The 18,039-nt window shown below is 65.6% G+C and carries 16 protein-coding genes; 7 read left to right on the top strand and 9 right to left on the bottom strand.

Annotation, left to right across the window (positions count from 1 at the left end):
* A partial coding sequence (locus CWS72_RS23290; RefSeq protein ID WP_101253042.1) for an ATP-binding protein occupies positions 1-1,128 on the bottom strand: 1,128 nt, incomplete at its 3' end.
* Positions 1,128-1,859 (bottom strand): response regulator transcription factor, encoded by a 732-nt coding sequence (locus CWS72_RS23285; RefSeq protein WP_101253041.1) that lies wholly within the window; start codon positions 1,857-1,859, stop codon positions 1,128-1,130. The genes CWS72_RS23285 and CWS72_RS23290, both read right to left, overlap by 1 nt.
* Before the next feature lie 163 nt (positions 1,860-2,022).
* Between CWS72_RS23285 and CWS72_RS23280 the strand changes: the two genes are divergently transcribed.
* Positions 2,023-2,292: a pentapeptide MXKDX repeat protein gene (locus CWS72_RS23280; protein ID WP_101253040.1), complete on the top strand. Its 270-nt coding sequence runs from the start codon at positions 2,023-2,025 to the stop codon at positions 2,290-2,292.
* A gap of 109 nt (positions 2,293-2,401) precedes the next feature.
* On the opposite strand, the gene CWS72_RS23275 is transcribed toward CWS72_RS23280, so the two are convergent.
* The 3 genes from CWS72_RS23275 to CWS72_RS23265 form a co-directional block, all read right to left on the bottom strand.
* Positions 2,402-2,908: a TIGR00645 family protein gene (locus tag CWS72_RS23275; RefSeq protein ID WP_101253039.1), complete on the bottom strand. Its 507-nt coding sequence runs from the start codon at positions 2,906-2,908 to the stop codon at positions 2,402-2,404.
* Positions 2,909-3,018: 110 nt separating this feature from the next.
* Positions 3,019-7,038: a translocation/assembly module TamB domain-containing protein gene (locus CWS72_RS23270; protein WP_101253038.1), complete on the bottom strand. Its 4,020-nt coding sequence runs from the start codon at positions 7,036-7,038 to the stop codon at positions 3,019-3,021.
* A complete protein-coding gene (locus tag CWS72_RS23265; RefSeq protein ID WP_158240795.1) occupies positions 7,038-8,933 on the bottom strand; it encodes an autotransporter assembly complex protein TamA in 1,896 nt (631 codons plus the stop codon). The genes CWS72_RS23270 and CWS72_RS23265 overlap by 1 nt, the downstream gene beginning before the upstream one ends.
* Before the next feature lie 183 nt (positions 8,934-9,116).
* On the opposite strand from CWS72_RS23265, the gene CWS72_RS23260 reads away from it, so the two are divergent.
* Together CWS72_RS23260 and CWS72_RS23255 are read left to right on the top strand one after the other, a co-directional pair.
* Positions 9,117-9,731, top strand: a complete 615-nt coding sequence (locus CWS72_RS23260; protein ID WP_101253058.1) for a cytochrome b/b6 domain-containing protein — start codon at positions 9,117-9,119, stop codon at positions 9,729-9,731.
* 12 nt (positions 9,732-9,743) lie between these two features.
* On the top strand, positions 9,744-10,529 hold the full coding sequence (locus tag CWS72_RS23255; RefSeq protein WP_101253036.1) for a molybdopterin-dependent oxidoreductase: 786 nt from the start codon (positions 9,744-9,746) through the stop codon (positions 10,527-10,529).
* Between the two features lie 5 nt (positions 10,530-10,534).
* Here CWS72_RS23255 and CWS72_RS23250 read toward each other — a convergent pair whose 3' ends face one another.
* Complete coding sequence (locus CWS72_RS23250; protein WP_101253035.1) at positions 10,535-10,753, bottom strand: hypothetical protein; 219 nt, start codon at positions 10,751-10,753, stop codon at positions 10,535-10,537.
* Between the two features lie 357 nt (positions 10,754-11,110).
* On the opposite strand from CWS72_RS23250, the gene CWS72_RS23245 reads away from it, so the two are divergent.
* Positions 11,111-12,577 carry a DUF1800 domain-containing protein gene (locus tag CWS72_RS23245; protein ID WP_101253057.1) on the top strand — a complete coding sequence of 489 codons (1,467 nt, stop codon included), beginning with the start codon at positions 11,111-11,113 and terminating at the stop codon, positions 12,575-12,577.
* A 22-nt stretch (positions 12,578-12,599) separates the two neighbouring features.
* Positions 12,600-13,838 (top strand): DUF1501 domain-containing protein, encoded by a 1,239-nt coding sequence (locus CWS72_RS23240; RefSeq protein WP_199175921.1) that lies wholly within the window; start codon positions 12,600-12,602, stop codon positions 13,836-13,838.
* A gap of 6 nt (positions 13,839-13,844) precedes the next feature.
* Here the strand turns inward: CWS72_RS23240 and CWS72_RS23235 are convergent, their stop codons facing one another.
* Positions 13,845-14,744, bottom strand: coding sequence for a LysR family transcriptional regulator (locus CWS72_RS23235; RefSeq protein WP_101253055.1), 900 nt, complete (start codon positions 14,742-14,744; stop codon positions 13,845-13,847).
* Positions 14,745-14,898: 154 nt separating this feature from the next.
* On the opposite strand from CWS72_RS23235, the gene CWS72_RS23230 reads away from it, so the two are divergent.
* Complete coding sequence (locus tag CWS72_RS23230; RefSeq protein WP_199175919.1) at positions 14,899-15,855, top strand: MBL fold metallo-hydrolase; 957 nt, start codon at positions 14,899-14,901, stop codon at positions 15,853-15,855.
* 381 nt (positions 15,856-16,236) lie between these two features.
* Here CWS72_RS23230 and tpx read toward each other — a convergent pair whose 3' ends face one another.
* Together tpx and CWS72_RS23220 are read right to left on the bottom strand one after the other, a co-directional pair.
* Positions 16,237-16,740 carry a thiol peroxidase gene (gene tpx, locus CWS72_RS23225; protein WP_101253034.1) on the bottom strand — a complete coding sequence of 168 codons (504 nt, stop codon included), beginning with the start codon at positions 16,738-16,740 and terminating at the stop codon, positions 16,237-16,239.
* 31 nt (positions 16,741-16,771) lie between these two features.
* Positions 16,772-17,083, bottom strand: coding sequence for an MTH1187 family thiamine-binding protein (locus CWS72_RS23220; protein WP_199175917.1), 312 nt, complete (start codon positions 17,081-17,083; stop codon positions 16,772-16,774).
* Positions 17,084-17,540: 457 nt separating this feature from the next.
* Here CWS72_RS23220 and CWS72_RS27530 point away from each other — a divergent pair, with 457 nt between their 5' ends.
* A complete protein-coding gene (locus CWS72_RS27530; protein WP_146002844.1) occupies positions 17,541-17,939 on the top strand; it encodes a hypothetical protein in 399 nt (132 codons plus the stop codon).
* The last annotated feature ends 100 nt before the right edge of the window (positions 17,940-18,039 follow it).

The following is an 18,039-nucleotide window of genomic DNA, read 5'->3' as shown; positions in this document are numbered from 1 at the left end:
GACGGGGGGCGGGGCGGGGGGGATGTCGACCGTCAGGGTCTGGCCGCGCGCCTCGGCGGCCAATTCGAATTTCTGCATCACGTCCTGCAGCAGGTCGGGCAGCGAGAAACTTTCCGGTTCGGGCCGCACCAGACCGGATTCCAGCCGGGCCAGTTCGAACAATTCCTGGGCCAGCCGGCCCACCTTGCCGCTTTGGCCGAGGGCGATGTCCAGATAGCGCCGCCGGTCCGCCGGGGTCAAGGTATCGTCCTTCAGGCGCAGCGTCTCCAGATAGCCGTGCAGCGAGGTCAGCGGCGTGCGCAGGTCGTGGGAAATGGTGGCGATCATGTCGCGCCGCTGCTGGTCCTGGCGGGTCAGTTCGCGCCATTGCTCGGCGATGCGCCGTCCCATCTGGCCAAAGGCGGCGCGCAGCACGGCGATCTCGTCGCCGCCGCCTTCCGGACTATCGGAGGGCAGGGCGGCGGCCTGCTCGCCATTGGCGTCGAAGCCGCGCACGGCCTCGATCAGGGCGCGCAACGGACGGGTGATCAGGCGGAAGGCCAGAAGACCCATGCCCAGGCCCAGCAGGGCGATCAGCACGGTGATCCAGACGGTGGTGCGCAGCACGGCGTCGCCGGTCAGGCGGGCGGCCAGGGCGTCGCGGTCCTCTCCCAGCAGGATGACATAGACATAGCCGGCCTGCCGGCCGTCGACCAGCACCGGCGCGGCGCTGAATACCTTGACGGCGCCGGGGTTGCGCGGATCGTCGCCCAGCACCGGCAGGGCGGCGCCGGCCAGCAGGCGGCGGACGGGCGCCAGGTCCACCCGTTGGCGCTTCAGATGGCCGGGCGGCGCCGCATTGCCGACGATGCGCCCCTCGTTGTCCAGCAGATAGACCTCGACCGAGGGATTGACCGCCATCAGCTTGTCGAACAGGTCGCGCACCGCGTCGGGCCGCCAGCCGGAGGCGTCCATCAGCTGAGCGGTGCCGGCGATATGGCCGGCCAGTCCGCCGGACAGTTGCTGGACCACGGCCTGCTCGTGGCGGGCGCCGGTCTGGATCTGCAGCCAGACCGAGAGGCCGCTGCAGGCCAGCAGCAGCACGGCGAAGACCAGGGACAGGCGCCGGGCGAGGCTCGCGCCGCCCATTATTTTTTCCCTTCGGGCGCGGGCGCCGGCAGGGCCGCGAATTTGTAGCCGCGTCCCCAGACGGTCAGGATGCGTCGCGGATCGGCCGGATTCGTCTCGATCTTGATGCGCAGGCGGTTGATGTGGGTGTTCACCGTGTGCTCATAGCCGTCGTGGCTGTACCCCCAGACCTCGTTCAGCAATTGCAGGCGGGAAAACACCCGGTCGGGATGGCGGGCGAAGAAATAGAGCAGGTCGAATTCCCGTGGGGTGAGGTCGAGCGGCATGCCCGCCAGCGCGGCCGAGCGCGCCAGCGGATCCAGGGTCAGGCCGTGGCATTCCAGCAGCCCCGAGTCCAGCCGCGCATTGCGGGCCAGGGCGTCGGCGCGGCGCAGCAGCGCCTTGACCCGCGCCACCAGTTCCAGCACCGAGAACGGCTTGGTCAGATAGTCGTCGGCGCCCAGTTCGAGCCCCAGGATGCGATGCACCTCGGCCCCCCGCGCGCTGATGATGATGATGGGGATATAGCGCGTCATGGTGCGGGCCCGCTTGCAGATCTCCAGGCCGTCGACGCCGGGCAGCATCAGATCGAGGATCAGCAGGTCCCAGGATCCGTCGCCCAGCAGCCCCATGCCGGCATGGCCGTCGGCCGCATGTTCGACGGCATAGGATTCGTCTTGCAGATGCAGCCGAAGCAAATCGGCGATGTGCTTGTCGTCCTCGACGATCAGGATCCGCTTCTGTCGTTCCATCGATGCTCCCGCGCCCAGGATTGAGACGGCGCCAAGTCTCCCTCATTTCGGCCGGCGGCGGGTATCACGTTTTATTTAACTTTGCGTGAGGACTTGGGGACCGCCGGCCACCGACAATCGTCTCGTTCCATTCCTCCATTTTCCCATTGTCAGGAGAACACCCATGAAGATTTTGACCGCGGCCGCCCTTTCCCTGTGTCTGACCCTTGGTATCGCCGGTGCCGCCCGGGCGGCGGACGGCATGGCCCCGGACGGGATGGCCAAGGATGCCATGACCAAAGACGGTATGGCCAAGGACGGCATGAAGAAGGATGCCATGACCAAGGACGGCATGAAGAAGGATTCGATGTCGAAAGACGCCATGAGCGGCGACACCATGAAAAAGGACGGGATGAGCAAGGACGCCATGGGCGCCGATGCCATGAAAAAATAAGGGCCTGGGACGTTCACCCGAACCTCTCCCGCCAAGGGCGGGAGAGGAGATAGTGAACGTCCGCAGCTTCTAAGGAGCCGCCCGGTAGGCCCGCCGGGCGGGGGGGGGATCAGTGATCGCGATGCCCGGCGAAGGCCAGTTTGTCGAGGAGGCCCATCAGCAGGGCTGAAACCACGAAGGTGAGATGCATCACCACCAGCCACAGCAATTTGTCGTTGGGCGTGTCCTCGGCGTTCATGAAGGCCTTCAAGAGGTTGATCGAGGAAATCGCCACGATGGAGGCCGCCACCTTCAGCTTCAGCGTTCCCGAATCCAGCTTGCCCACCCAGGCCAGGGTCTCGGTGTCGTCGTCGGTCTCGATGCGGGACACGAAATTCTCATAGCCCGAGATGATCACCATCACCAGCAGATTGGCCACCAGGACGAGATCGATCAGCGACAGGGCCATCAGCACCAGATCCTGCTCGCGCATCTCCAGGATATGCCCGCCGGAATGCAGGATCTCCTGGAAGAATTTGATGACGAAGGCGACGAGCAGAAGGGTCAGCCCGACATACAGCGGGGCCTGAATCCAGCGGCTGCCGAACAGGAAGCGTTCCAGCAAGCGTTCGATCATCGGACAAATCTCCCGGGGCTCGGTGTTGCGGGCGGTTCGGTGCCCTGCATTTTCCCCAGGGGGGAGGAGGCAGGCAAGGACCATCGTCTCATTCCGGCAGGCGCGGACGGTCAATATTCGAACCGGTAGGTCAGGCCGACGCTGCTGCCAGGATCGTTCTGCGTCGTCGTCTCGCTGGTGCGGGCCGATCCGCCGGTGCCGATGGTCGTTTCCAGCTTGAGATGCTCGGTCAGGTCGATCTGCACTTGGGCCCGGGTGCCGTCCGAAATGCCCTGCTGGGCGCCGACATAAACCCCCTCGGCGACGTACTTTCCCGCCTGCAGGCTGGCCCCCGAGCCGCCGCTTTCGCCGCCGGTGGACAGGCGGTCCAGCCCGAGGCCCCGGCGAATCGCCGACAAGGGATCGAGGCCGCCGCCAAGGTTGGTCAGCGCCGCCACCGATTGGGCGATCTGGGCGATCTGCAACGGGCTCAGCTGCTTGACGCTTTGTCCGAAAAGCAGCTGCGCCAGGATTTCGTCCTGCGGCAGCGACGGCGTGCTCGACAGCTCGATCTTGGGGGCGTCGGCATAGCCGCTGATGGTCAGGGTGGCGGTGACCGTGCCGGAGGATGTCTGGGCGACGAAATGCAGCGTGGGGTCTATTCTGCGTTCCACCCCCATGCCGTCGAAGGCGACGCGGCCGCTTTGGAAATCCAGGGTCTTGCTGGCCAGGGAATAGCTGCCGCGCCGCAGGTTGAAGCCGTCCGACACCTTCGGGTCCAGCGAGGTTCCCTCGATGCGGATCTGGCCGGACAGTTCCGCGTCGACGCCGCGCCCGCGCACGAAAATGCGGTCCGGGGCGCGGAGCGTCAGGTCGAGGCCCAGGGGTGTCTCGGGCGGCGGCGGCGGCGGGATCTCGCCCGGCCGATGGACGTCGAGGACGGCGACGCTGCTGGCGAAGCTGTCGGGAATGTTGATGTCGGCCCGGCGCACCAGGATGTTTCCGGCCAGCAGAAGCGGCCCGGCCGCCGGCCCCCGGAGGGTCATCTCGGCGTCGAGGTCGGCGGTCAGCAGATCGCTGGCCAGCGGACGGGCGTTGCTGGCCGAAATGGTCAGGTCGACGGGCATGCCCTCGGCCCCCAGGTCCAGCCGGCCGGTGGCGGAGACGGTTCCCGGACCGGCCTTGGCGGTGAAGGAGGAAAGCCGGAGCTGTGCGCAGTCTGCGTCGATTTTGGCGTTGACGGCCTGCAAGGCGAAGCCTTGCGAGAAATCGTGGATCGCGCCCCCGGTCAAATCCGCCGTTCCGCTGACGCAGGGCGAGGCCATGCTCCCCCCGACGACGGCATCGAGGGTCAACCGCCCCTGAACGCTGCGGTCGTCGGCCACCAGGATGGGGGTGAGCATGGCCAGATCGAGCGCGCCCGTGGCCTTCATCTCCAGGCTGCCGCCGGGATCCAGCGGGACGGCGCCGGACAGGTGAAAATCCACCGCCTTTCCGGCCTTCAATTCCGCCATGAGGCGGAGGATGCGTCCATGGATCTCGCCCGACGCTTGGAGGAAGGCGGGGGCGACGGTGGGGGCTCCGCGCATGCGCAGGTCCCGTCCGCTGATCTGAAAGCTTCCCTCGGGCGCATCCGGGGTGCCGGTGATTTTTGCCTGGACGGTCACGCCGCCTTGCGAAAGGGGGAGGGGCAGACAGCCGGCCGGCAGGTCCGCCACGGTTCCGCTCAGCGAGGCCGTCAGATCGAACTTCGGCGACAGGCGGCCGGCCAGATCCATCGTCGTCCGGCCGAGACCGATCCTGACACCGCCGAGGCTCACCCCCTTGGCGAAGTCGACGGAGGCCGGCTCCAGCAGCCGGGCCGTCCCACCGCAATATCGCGCCTGCATCGCGCTCACGCCGAGGCGGCTGTGGGCGGTGTCCAGCAAAGCCTCGGCGCTGACGACGGCCGGAGAGCCGGCGATCTCCAACGCGCCTTGCAGGCGCAGCGCCAGCTTTTCGGGCGGGCCGCCGGCATCGAGGCTGGCCGAACCGGTCATGCCGCCGGCCGCGATATCGTCGGCGGCCAGCCGCAAGGCGAGGTTCGGATGGCCCTGCGGATCGGCCAGGGTGCCCTCCAACGTCGCGTGCCCGACCTTGTCGTCGGCGAGGGCGAGGTCCGACGCGGTGGCGGTCAGGCGAAGCTCGCCGCGTCCGCCCCGGTCCGCCAGGCTCAGCGTTCCCGAAAGGGAACCGGCCAGATCCTGTCCGGTCAACCGCCGCAAATCGGCGAGGCGGGGCAGGCGCAGGTCGAGCTTTCCCGTCGCGCCGCGTCCGTCCGGCGGCAACAGCAGGGTGCCCCGCATCTCCGCGCCGCTCCAGCGCGCATGCTCGATGGCCAGTTCCATGGCGTCGTTCCGGCCGGGTCTGGCGTTCGCGGCCATCTCGATTTTCTCGCCGCCGAGGACGCCGGTCAGGCTTATCCTGCCGTTCTGCGAGATCGTCGATCCCTCGCCGTGAAGGGAAAGCGAGAACGGTTTTTTCGGCAGTCCGCCGGGCGCCAGATCGCCTTTCGCCTCGGCATCGATCAGCGGTTCGCGTTGGCTGCCCCGGACGCGGCCCTCGGCCGAAAGCGTGCCGGCAATATCGCCAGAGAGGAGGGACAGATCGGAGAGCGCCGCTTTCCAGGCGAGATCGAGCCCCTGGTCCTTCGCCGAACCGGCCAGGGAAAGCCGCAGTGTCCGGCCGGCGATCTCGGCGTGATCCACCGTGACGCCCGCTCCCTCCAGGGTGACGGCCGCGTCGATCCGGGTTTCCTCGCCGATCAGGGCCTCGGCCGGACGCCGGACGGCGCCGTCGGCGCCCAGCGTTCCGGCAAGCGTCAGGGCCGTCTTGCCGTTGGGCGTGGAAAATCCGGCCTCCAGCCGGGCGTGACCCTTGAAATCGAGGCCGGCGGCGTCGGCGAACGGCGCCAGGACCGGCAGGACGACGGTGGCGGCGCCGCTGGGCGAGACGCCGAAATCCGCCTTGCCGCTGAGCTCCAGCAGGGGATGGCTGAGGGTGAAGGTGACCGGCGTTCGCGGGGCGTCCAGGTCGATGGCCGCCTGTCCGGTCAGGGGCGTCTGTCCGAGGAGGTCAGGGCGCGGTCCGGGAAGCGTCAGGCCGGCGGTCCGCGCGGCCAGATGGAGCGTGCCGGCGTCGCCGGTTATCTCCACCGTCAGGTTTTTCACCCCGAATCCCGCCGCCGCCAGGGTTTCGACGGTCAGCCGGCCGCTGGCGTCCGGCCGGGCGAGGGCGCCGTCGATCCGGGCATCCAGGTGAAGCGACCGCCAGGACAGGCCGTCGGCCGGCGTCATCGCCGGCGCGTCCGCCGCGATCTCGAGCCCGCCCACGCGTTTCACCAGGTCGAGCGTCCCGCCGGCCCGCGCCGTCAAGGGGCCGGCCTCCGCCGCCAGGGCGAGCCGGGCCGCCGAAAGCGGTCCGTCGAGGGTGGCGCGCAGCGAAAGCGGGCCGAGGCCGGGCAGGCCGGCGATTCCGGCGATCAGTCCGTCGGCCGGTTCCTCGACGTCGAGCCGGCCTTTCAGGTCGTCGCCATCCAGCCCGGCCTCCAGGGCAAAGCTTCCCGGACCCTCCAGGCCGGCGCCGCTCAGTTCGGCGCGGCCCCGGCCCATCGGATCGATATGAAGGTTTCCGTGCAGCGAGAACGCCCTGTCGCGGCCGGCGAGCGGGGGGGAGAGGGCGATGCGGTCGGCGCGCAGGTCATCCAGGTCGAGACGCAGCGGCGGGGCGAAGCCGGGCATCCCGCCGGAGGAGGATCCGTCCGCGGCGGCGGGGAGCCGGTCTATCCCGATCCGCTCGGCAGCCAGCCGCTCGATGGCCAGATGGCCCGCCAGCAGGCGCAACGGCGACCAGTCGAGGACGAGGCCGTCGATGGCGAGCCAAGGCCCGTCGCCGTCCCGCAACTCCAGGCGGGCCAAGCGGATCGCGTCGGGAAAACGGCCGCCGAGCCCGCTCAGCGTCACGGCGCCGCCGGTCAGCCGGGGCGTCAGCCGTTCAATGGCATGGCGTCCGGCCGCGATGTTGGCCGTGACGGACAGGCCCGCCGCCAACAGCGGGGGCGCCGCGATCAGGGCGGCCGCCGTCCAGGCCAGCGCTTTGAAGGGGCGTCTCATCAGAAGGCCTGTCCCAAGCCGATATAGAGTTCGAAGCCATCGCCCGCCGGCGGCCGATTCAAGGGGACCGCCACGTCGAGGCGAAGGGTGCCGATCCCGGTATAGTATCGCACGCCCCCGCCGACGCCGGTGCGCATGACGCCGTGGAAGGGAAGGCTTTCGGCGCTGACCTGGCCCGCGTCGACGAAGGCGGCGGCACCGAAGTCCTCGAACAGACGCTGGCGGAATTCCACGGAAGCGGAATCGATCGCCGTGCCGCCCTGCGGACTGCCGTCGGCGAAAAGCGGTCCGACGGACTGATATTTGAAGCCGCGGACGGTTCCGCTGCCGCCGCCGTAGAAACGGCGGTCGGGCGGCAGCTGGAACCGGGTGGCGCCCTGCACGCTGCCCAGCAACCCCCGGAAGGCGATGACGCTTCTGCCTTTCGGGGCGAGGCCGGCATCGGCCAGATCGATATAAAGCGATCCCGAGGCCTGCAGGGTCAGGAAGGTGGCGTTGTCGCGCCCGAAGGATTCGGTCGGCGTCACGCTGAGGGCGGCGCGGCCGCCATGCGTCGGATCCATCAGCGGATTGGTCGCTCCGGTGTCGTCGTAGGCGAGGCCCAGGGGCAGGTCGATCAATTTGTATCGCCGCCTGACGTCCTGTTGCAGGATCTGTTCGATTTCGGTGGAAAGGCCGAAATTGACGTTCCATTGCGCCGTCAGTTTTCGACGCAGCGAGGTACCCGCCGAAACCGCGTCCTGGTCGTAGGCGTCGAGATTCTGTTTCACCGCGCCCAGGTCGAATTGCAGGGACTGGTCGCGCCGCATGAAGTCCGGCTTGATCAACTGGCTCGCGAGATTGTAGCCCAGGCCGTCGCTGGCGCTGCCGCCCAGGCCGGTGGCCGCCGCCGAGAGATTGAGCTGCTCGGCGTTGCCGAACAGATTGCGGTCGGTCCAGCTCACTTTCGGAATGCCGCCCAGGTCGGTGGAATAGGCGGCGGTGAGGTCGACGGCGTGTTTCGGGCGTTCCTGAACGTCGAAGGCCAGCGGCAGGGCGCCTTCGGCATCGGGCTCGTCGCCGGTCCGGGCGGCGACGCCGGAAAAGACGCCGAGGGAGGCCAGATCCGTGCGTGCCGCCTCGATGCGGCTGGGCTGATAGAGATCGCCCGTCTGCAGGGAGAGGCGGCGGCGCACGAAATCCGGGTTGACGTCCCGCGTTCCCTCGATGGCGATTCCGCCGATGGACAGCCGCTCGCCGGGTTCGATCTTGAAAGTGACGTCGATGGTCTTTTCGGCGGTGTTCTGGACCGCCGCCGGGGGGGCGATCCTGGCCAGGGCGTAGCCGTCCTCCCGTAAGGCCGAGAGCAGTGTCTGCCGCGCGGCGAGAACGTCGGCGGCGATGGCCGGGCGGGCCGGGGCGAGATCGAGCTTCGCCGGAATGTCGGGGGGAACCGGGCCTTCGATCGCCACCCGGCCCAGGCGATATCGCTCTCCTTGCCGCACGCCGATCTCGATCCCGGCCGTCCGGTCGGCGGGCAGGGCGTCGAGGACGTCGAGCAGATCCCCATCATCCAGGGCGCGGCCGTCGATCCGGATGCTGACCCGGCCGTCGTAATATCCCAGGCTGCGCAGAACCGTTTCCAGGCGGGGAACGTCGGCGCGGGCGCGGGCGATCAGCGCGAACGGTCCCGCCGAATTCTTCGACTGAAGGCTTTGCAATTGGGATCCGGCGGCCAGGGCGGCATCCAGTCCGTCGTCGCCCGTCGGCCGGATGGACAGCTCATAGGGCTGCGGATCGGCCGCTCGCGGCCGGCCGGCCGGCCCCGCCAGCGCCAGAAGGCCCGCGGCGAGGAAAACCAATGCTTTGCTGCGCCGGTGCATCCATTCCTTTCGTCGTCCGAATTGTCCGAACATTCGCAATCTTCGGATGATAAGGCAGGGGAGTTTTGAATAGGGAAGGGAAATGGCTTTTCTGTGGCCGCCCCGGATCCGCATTCGTCACGTTTAATTTAACTCTGCGTGAGGACTTGGAGATATGGGGGGCCGGACAATGCGATCGACGAGAACGCCTGGCTCCCCACCCGCGAGGTCCGAAAGATGTCCGCCGATCCCCCCACGTCTCCTTCCTCCGCTGTCGTTTATCCCCGCTGGCTGCGGATCAGCCACTGGCTGAACGCCCTGGCGGTGCCGCTGATGATGGGCAGCGGCTGGCGCATCTACGACGCCGCGCCTCTCTTCGCCGTCTCCATTCCCCGCGAGGTGACGCTCGGGGGCTGGCTGGGCGGCGCGCTGCAATGGCATTTCGCCGCCATGTGGCTGCTGGCGGGCAACGGCCTGTTCTATCTGACGGTCAATCTGGTCGGCGGCCGATTGTTCCGCCGCTTCTTCCCCGTTTCTCCGCGCGGGGTGCTGGCCGACGCCGTCCTGGCGCTGCGCGGGCGTCTGAGGCATGACGATCCGGGGCGCTACAACCAGGTGCAGCGGGCCGCCTATCTGTTCGCGACGCTCGATCTCGTCGTGCTGGCGATGTCCGGCCTGGTGCTCTGGAAGTCGGTGCAGTTCGCCGTCTTGCGCGATCTGCTGGGCGGCTACGAGGCGGCGCGCCTTGTCCATTTCGTCGCCATGGTCCTGCTGGCCGGGTTCGTCGCCCTGCATCTGGTCATGGTGGCCCTGGTGCCGCGCACCCTGCCGCGCATGATTCGTGGACGCTGAAAGGAGATCGCCATGCCTCGCCCGAAAACCGATGCCGCCCGCCCGGATGCCGGATCGATCCTGAAGGAGGCCCGCAAGCTGTTGGCGCCGCGTCTCGCGGAACCGTCCCGCCGGACCTTCCTCGGCAGCCTGACCCTGGGCGGGGTGGCGATGCTTTCGGGATGTTCCCTGAACGACGGCGATCAGGTGGAACGGGCCCTGGCCGCGATCTCGCGCTTCAACGACCGCGTACAGGGCTGGATCTTCGATCCGGACGCCCTGGCCCCGACCTATCCCGCCGCGATGATCACGCGGCCGTTCCCATTCAACGCCTTCTACGGCATCGACGAGGCCCCTGCCGTCGACGAGGCCGGCTATGCGCTGGAAGTATCCGGCCTGGTCGCCGACAAGCGAGGCTGGCGGCTGGGAGAATTGCGCGCCTTGCCCCAGGTCGAGCAGATCACCCGCCATATCTGCGTGGAGGGATGGAGCGCGATCGGCCGCTGGGGCGGCGTGCGGTTTTCCGACTTCCTGAAACGCGTGGGCGCCGATACGGGCGCCGGATACATCGGTTTCAAATGCGCCGACGACTATTACACCAGCATCGACATGGCGACCGCCCTGCATCCGCAGACTCTGCTGGCCTTGACCTATGACGGCCGGGTACTGCCGCGCGAATACGGCTTTCCCATGAAGCTGCGCATGCCCACCAAGCTGGGCTATAAAAATCCAAAGCATATCCGGGCGCTCTTCGTCACCAACAGCAATCCCGGCGGCTATTGGGAGGACCAGGGATACAACTGGTTCGGCGGCAGCTGATCGTCCTATTCGACATCCACCGGCGTCCAGAAGTGCCGGTCCACCAGCACATTGGCGGCGATGGTGGCGCTGCCGTTCTGCGCTCCGCTGGCTTTCAGCCGGGCATGAAGGATGCTGTCGCTGGCGACCCTGAGCTCGACCACCGTCCAGATCTTTCCATAGGCCTCGCTGACCTTCATGAAATGGTCCCCGGTTTGAATGTCCGATTCCACTCGTTTGTCCATGCAGGAATTCCTTTGTTTCAGCGTCGGGGGGCGCTTGAGATGGGGCGTCCGTCCGTGCCGCGTCGTCGATGCCGACGGGGGCGGCCGGTGTCTTTATCGACCGTCATCGGACTTGAATGTGGTGACATCGTGGTGATATCGGCGATGACGCCGTCACGCTGAACGCTCCCGGCCTCGCCGCGCGAGCCGGAATGGTTCGCCGCTGGACCTGCAACATGGAGATGGACGAGCGCGGCGTCAAGCTGGCGGTCGGCGGCAACGCCTTTCAATTGCCAGAATGTTCCTGAAAAATTCCCGGGTTCTTGGCCGAGCCGTCACCTGGGGCGCGCCCGACCAGTGCATGGAAAGATCGCGTCGATGGGTCGAAAGGGATTGTTTCTGGCGGTTTTGCTGGCGGTGGGGGCCTGCGCCGCGCCCACTGCCTTGGATCGGCGTCTGGAGATGCATGTCCTGAACCGGCTGGCCTTCGGTCCGAACGCCGAAAGCCTTGCCTCCGTTCAAGACCGTGGCGTCGATGATTGGATCGAGGAACAGCTTCACCCGGACGACATTCCGGAACCGCCGGTGCTCGCCGGCCGGCTGACCGGCTTACAGACGCAAAGGCTCGATGCCGTCGCGCTGTTCAAGGCTTACGGCCCGCCGCCGGCCGGAGCCGCTCCGGAGGAGGCCAGGATGGCGCGCGAGCGGGCGAGGATCATCATGCAGGAGGCGCAAGCCGCGCGGCTGATGCGGGCGATCGAAAGCCCTCGGCAACTCCAGGAGGTGATGGTCGATTTCTGGTTCAACCATTTCAACGTCTTCGCCGAGAAGGACTTCGATTATCTGTGGGTCGGCGACTATGAGGATCGGGCGATCCGTCCCTTTGCCCTGGGCCGTTTCCGCGACCTGCTGGAAGCGACCGCCCGGCATCCGGCCATGCTGGTCTATCTCGACAACTGGCAGAACGCCGGGGGCGGTCCTTCCGCGCCGAAGGGCCGGCAATCGGGGCTCAACGAAAACTACGCCAGGGAACTGATGGAACTCCATACCCTGGGCGTCGATGGCGGCTATACCCAGGACGACGTCGTGGCGCTCGCCCGCATCCTGACCGGCTGGGGCATCGCGCGTCCGCCCGGCAATCCTCCATCCGAGCACGGTTTCGTCTTCGACGCCAAACGTCACGATTTTGGCGACAAGATCTTTCTCGGCCATGCCATTCGCGGCGAGGGGGCGGTTGAAGTCGAGCATGCCCTCGACCTCCTCGCCAGGAGCCCGGCGACGGCGCGCCACCTCAGCTTCGAATTGGCGCAGTATTTCGTCGCCGACAAGCCGCCGCCGGCTCTCGTCTCGCGCCTGACGCGGGTGTGGCTGAGGAGCGACGGCGATATCCGCGCCGTTTTGCGCGATCTGTTCGCCAGTCCGGAGTTCCGCTCTCCCGCCAATTTCGGCGCCAAATTCAAGACGCCGTTCCAATATGTGATTTCGGCCCTGCGCGCCGCCGGGACCGACGTGACAAACGTCCGGCCGCTGGTCGAGGCGATGTCGCGCCAGGGGCAGCCGCTGTATGGCTGTCTGACGCCGGATGGCTACAAGAATACCCGGGATGCCTGGCTCAATCCCGACGCCCTGGCTCTGCGGATCGGTTTCGCCGACGCTCTCGGCGCCGGCCGCCTGCCCGTGGAGGGCGAGCCGCCCGCGCCCAAGCCGAAACCCGTTGATGGAGGGCGGCTGGCGGCGGTGCTCGGGCCGGCCTTGTCGGCCAAAACCGCAAGTGCCGCGGCCGCCGCGCCGGTTGCGCTCAAATCCGCCATGATCCTGGGCGGACCCGACTTCATGACCCGGTGATCCGCCATGGGAGGGATAAGGTATGATGAGCATGCATCGCCGTCGCTTTCTTCGCTTCGCCGCCACGGCCGCCGGACTGGCGGCGACCGGTTTCGCCGGATGCCGTCCGGCATTGGCCGCCGCTCCCCCGGGCAAGCGCCGTCTGGTCGTCGTGATGCTGCGCGGCGCCGTCGACGGTCTCAATCTGGTCGTCCCTTATACCGATCCCCGCTACCGGGAAATGCGGCCGACCATCGGGCTCGCCTCGCCGGGCGCCGATGGCGGCGCCCTCGATCTCGACGGCCGCTTCGGTCTGCATCCCGCCTTGGCGCCGCTTCTGCCGCTGTGGCGGGAGCGGCGTCTCGCCTTCGTGCATGCCTGCGGCTCGATCGATCCGTCCCGCTCGCATTTCGAGGCCCAGGATTTCATGGAAAGCGGGACACCGGGAGTGCGGGGGACGCCGGACGGCTGGATGAACCGGCTGGCCGCCGCCATGCCGGAGCCACATGAGGCGATCCAGGCCCTTAGCCTGGGGGCGGTTCGCCCCCGCATCCTGGCCGGAGCGGCGCCCAACGCGAACTTCGCCCTGGGGCCCGATGCCGGACGGCCGCAGCCGCTGGACCGTCCGGCCATGGCCGAGGCGTTCGACGGGCTCTATTCCGGCAACGACCCGCTTTCCGCCGCCTACCGCGATGGCCGGCAGGCGCGCCGGCAGCTCATGGCCGATTTGGCCGCCGAACAGGCCGAGGCCGACAAGGGAGCGCCCGCCCCCGGGGGCTTTCCCGGCACGGCGACCCGCCTGGCCCGCCTGCTGGCGCGCGATGAGCGGATCAGCCTGGCTTTCGCCGATCTCGGGGGATGGGATACCCATGTCAATCAGGGCGGCGCCACCGGTCAGCTCGCTTCGCGCCTGGCGCCGTTGGGCGAGGGGCTGGCGGCGCTGGCGCGGGGATTGGGGGCGGCGCTGGACGACACCGTCGTGCTGGTGATGTCCGAGTTCGGACGGACCGTTCACGAAAATGGCGACAAGGGCACCGACCACGGCCACGGCAACGTCATGTGGGTCCTGGGCGGGAGGGTGGCCGGCGGACGGATCCAAGGAGACTGGCCCGGTCTTGGGCCGGCCGATCTCTACCAGGGACGCGATCTGGCGGTGACCACCGACTTCCGCAGCGTCATCGGGATGGTCCTCGAACGGCACATGGGCCTTTCCGACCGGCAGATGGCGGCGGTCCTGCCGGGTTGGGTGCCCTCGACCCGGCTGGGGCTCTTCACCGCCTGACCGTCGTTATCTGAACGCCGTCAGCCTGTCGGCCAGGAAGTCGACGAAGACCCGCAGCTTCGGCGGTTGGACGGGGCCTTGCGGAAAGATCGCGTGCAGTTCCGGCCGCCGGCCCGTCCAGCCGGGCAGCAGCGGCTGAACCCGTCCGTCCTCGATGAGCCGGCGCATGATCATGTCGGTTGCCATCATCAGTCCGCATCCGCCCAGCAGTGGGCCTTTCAGCGCTTCCGGATCGTCCGCCACCACCACCGGGTCGATCGGATAATCGCGCAGTTCGCCGCCGTCGCTCATCGGCCAGGCGTAGCCCTCGCCACGCCGGGCGATTCGTGTGGCCAGGGCGGGGTGGCCGGCAAGCTCGTCCGGATGCCTCGGTTCGCCATGGCGGGCGAGGTAGGTCGGGGCGGCGTAAATGCGATTGGGGAAAACGGCCAGGCGTCGGGCCGTCAGGGAACTGTCGGGCAGGGGACCCATCCTGAGGGCCAGGTCGATGCCTTGGGCGATAAGGTCGAGCGGTTCGTGGCCAAGCGCCAGATCGATTCTCACCTCGGGGTAGAGGTCGCGGAATTCGCCGAGAAGCGGCGTCAGAAGATTGTTCACCAGCGAGAAGGACGTGGTGATGCGCAGCCAGCCCTGGGGCCGGCTGCGCAATTGGTCGACCGCCGCTTGCGCCTCGGTCAATGCCAGGGCGATTCCTTGGCAATGCCGATAATAAACGGTCCCCGCCTCGGTCAGGCCGAGGCGCCGCGTGGTGCGGTTGAGCAGCCGGATGCCAAGGCTGGTTTCCAGCTCGCCGATCCGCCGGCTCAGGGTGGCTTTGGGAAGCCCCAGGGCCCGCGCGGCGGCGGTGAAGGAGCCTTCCTGGACCACCTTGACGAAGGCGAGCGCGCCATTGGGATCGACGGTCATCGTCATCTCCGGAGTTTCATATTATCCCGTATATGGAACAGTAATTCCCGAAAATGCCGGATAATCAAGATTTCTTCAGGAGACTAGTCTGCCGGTGTTGCGGAAATATATTTAATCATGAGAGCCACTTCGCCGTGGCCAACGGAGATTTCCGATGTTCCGAAACGTTTCCCTGACGATTCTGCCGATGGCCCTGCTGGGCATGCTAGCGATGTCTTCCGCCACGCGCGCCGAAACGCCGCAGACCCATTTCCAGGCTCCGGGATTTTATCGGATGATGCTGGGCAAGGACGAGATCACCGTGCTTTCGGATGGCACGGCGCCCCGTTCCGTCGACGAGATCATGAGCAAGCCGGAGGTCGTGCGCCGGGCCTTGGCGGCGGCGCACGAGGACCTGCCGCTGCAACTTTCGATCAACAGCTTCCTGATCAACAAGGCCGGGCGGCTGATACTGGTCGATACGGGGGCTGGCGAATTGTTCGGTGCCCATTCCGGTGGTCTTCTTCTCGCCAATCTCCGGGCGGCGGGATATGGGGCTGAGCGGATCGACGCCGTCCTTTTGACCCACATCCATGGCGATCACTCGGGGGGCTTGAGCATCGGCGGCAAGCGGCTGTTTCCCAACGCCACGGTCTATGTGGACCGGCGCGATGTCGATTTCTGGCTGGGCGCCGATGCCGAAAAGGCCCATCCGTCTCTTGTCAGGACGATCCGGCAGTCGCATGCCACGCTCGACCCCTATGTGGCGGCGGGGAGGCTGCATCCCTTCGACGGCGCCGGCGAACCGCTTCCCGGCATCCGGGCCATTCCCGCCCATGGCCATACTCCAGGCCATACGGCCTATCTGATTGAAAGCGAAGGGCGGAAGCTTCTGCTGTGGGGCGATACCATCCATCTGGCCGAGGCCCAGTTCGACGATCCCTCGATCAGCATCGAATATGACGTGAACCGTGAGGAAGCGGTCGCGTCGCGGCGGGCCTTGCTGGCCGAGGCCGCCGATCAGGGATATCTGGTGGGCGCCGCGCATATCTCCTTCCCCGGTCTGGGGCATGTCCGGCGGGACGCCGGGGGCTACGGCTGGGCTCCGGCTCCCTACGACGCCGGCCAATGAGCAAATGTCTTATTGTGAGTGGCATCGGCGTTCCTGCCCATATGCACTAGCTTAAGCCCCAAATAAGCCCTCTCCCGCGTCAGCGGGAGGGTGGGGAAAAGCGGGCAAGATCCGAAGCGAAAACCAGAGGGAGAACACTGTCTCCCAACTCCTTTCCAGAGAAACACAGATGAACAAGATGAACACGGATGGGCACAGATAAAGAAAAAGCTCATCTGTGCTTATCTGTGTTCATCCCGTTCATCTGTGTTTCTGATAATGGCGCCACGGATCCGGCAAGATGCTGGATGCGGCCACCCCCTCTCTCCCGCTTGTCCGCGGGAGAGAGGCCTTAAGTTAGCGCCTATGGGCAGGGACGCCGGTGCCACTCACATAAGACTGTCAAGCCAACGAGGCGAGCGCCGCCGCGTAGTCGGGTTCCTCTTTGATTTCCGAGACCAGCTGGCTGTGAATCACCTTGTCGTCGGCGTCGAGGACGACGACGGCGCGGGCGGCGAGACCGGCCAACGGGCCGCTCTTGATGGCCACGCCATAGGCTTCGAGGAACTCGCGTCCGCGCATGGTCGAAAGCGTGACCACATTGCTCAACCCTTCGGCCCCGCAGAAACGGCTTTGCGCGAAGGGAAGGTCGGCCGAGATACACAGGATAACGGTGTTCGGCCGGTCATTGGCCTTCTGGTTGAACTGGCGCACCGAGGTGGCGCAGGTCGGCGTGTCGATGCTGGGGAAGATGTTCAGGATCTTCCGCTTGCCGGCGAAGGTCGCCAGGGTCGCGTCCGCCAGATCCTTGCCGACCAGCGAGAATTTGGGGGCGGACTGTCCTTTCTTGGGGAAATCGCCGGCGACGTCGATGGGATTGCCGCCAAGAGTAACTTTGCTGCTCATTTCCTGTTCCTTTGCATGAGGATGGTTGAAATCAGGTGGAAAGTTTACGGCCCAGTTTGGTCTGGACGGAATCGATCTTCGATCGCAGCCGGCTTTCCTTCCCGGCGCGGTAATCGATCTTGATGCTCGTCTCGATCCGTCCGCAATCTTGTTGCATCGTCTCGAAACAGCGGGTCACCACGGCCATCACCTCGGGCCATTCGCCTTCGAGGATCGTTCCCATGGGGGTCAATTGATAGGGCAGGCCGCTCTTGTCGATGACATCCAGCGTCCGGGCGACGTAAGCGCTGACACTTTCGCCTTCCCCTAACGGCCACATCGAAAATTCGAGCAGAACCATCATAGTCTCCTTGAAAGTTGGCGGGCGTCCAGACGTCCGGCCGCATCGTCATTTATGCGCCGCCCGGCGGCAAAATACGATGGGCATTCGGATTTCGAAGCTGACGTACAGCCGATATCGGTGCGAACGGAATAGAATTTCTTAGTTAATTTGGCAAACTTCTCGATTGTTATCGGGGTGGTTTGTTTCATTAGATCGATTTCACAGATTTATGAAATCTTGTGGACGTATAATTTTATTTTATTAAAACTATTTGTTTGTAATCTCGATACATAACATAAACGATACGTTATATTTTGCATATTCAATTACTTATTAAAAATGTATTATTTATGAGTCATATACTTTAAATCATATAGTATATGAATTAAAGTATATGTACATTATAATATTTTATATTGTTGCTATAATGATTTTAATTGTCGTATGTTGTCATTGGCTCTCACGATGGAGAAAGAAAATGGGGCAAGTTAATTTAACGAATACGACCGGATCGAGTGTGACGATCACGAATTTTACCGTCAACAATTCGCCGATTCAGTCGAGTGGAACAGTAATTTCCTCAGGCGATACATCTTTTGGAACCTACAACGAACAGCCATGGAAGGAATATTCTGACCTCGACCTCCAGATTACCGTCAATGGTACAAATTGGCAGATCAATCTTAATACCGATCATTATTTTGGTGGAGGAGATTTTCACTATCCTGGTCAGGGGTCTGATGTCACTTTTACGCTGATCGGTCTCCAAGGTTCATCCGGTCAGTCTCTACAATTGCTGCTGTCGTACAGTCGGCAGGACGCCGATTACTTAATCGCCAGTCAGGACCAATCCAAGCTTCTGAATATCGTCAATTGACAAGGGGCGGCGCCGTCCTCGTCCCGTCGATCGGTGGGGGCCGCGACGCATCTAAATATCGGCAGAAACCGTAACGGCCGTTCAGGGGCCGGACCCGCAA

The organism is Telmatospirillum siberiense (assembly GCF_002845745.1).
Classification (GTDB): Bacteria; Pseudomonadota; Alphaproteobacteria; order Rhodospirillales; family Magnetospirillaceae; genus Telmatospirillum; species Telmatospirillum siberiense.
This window is presented reverse-complemented; position numbering and strand designations above follow the sequence as displayed.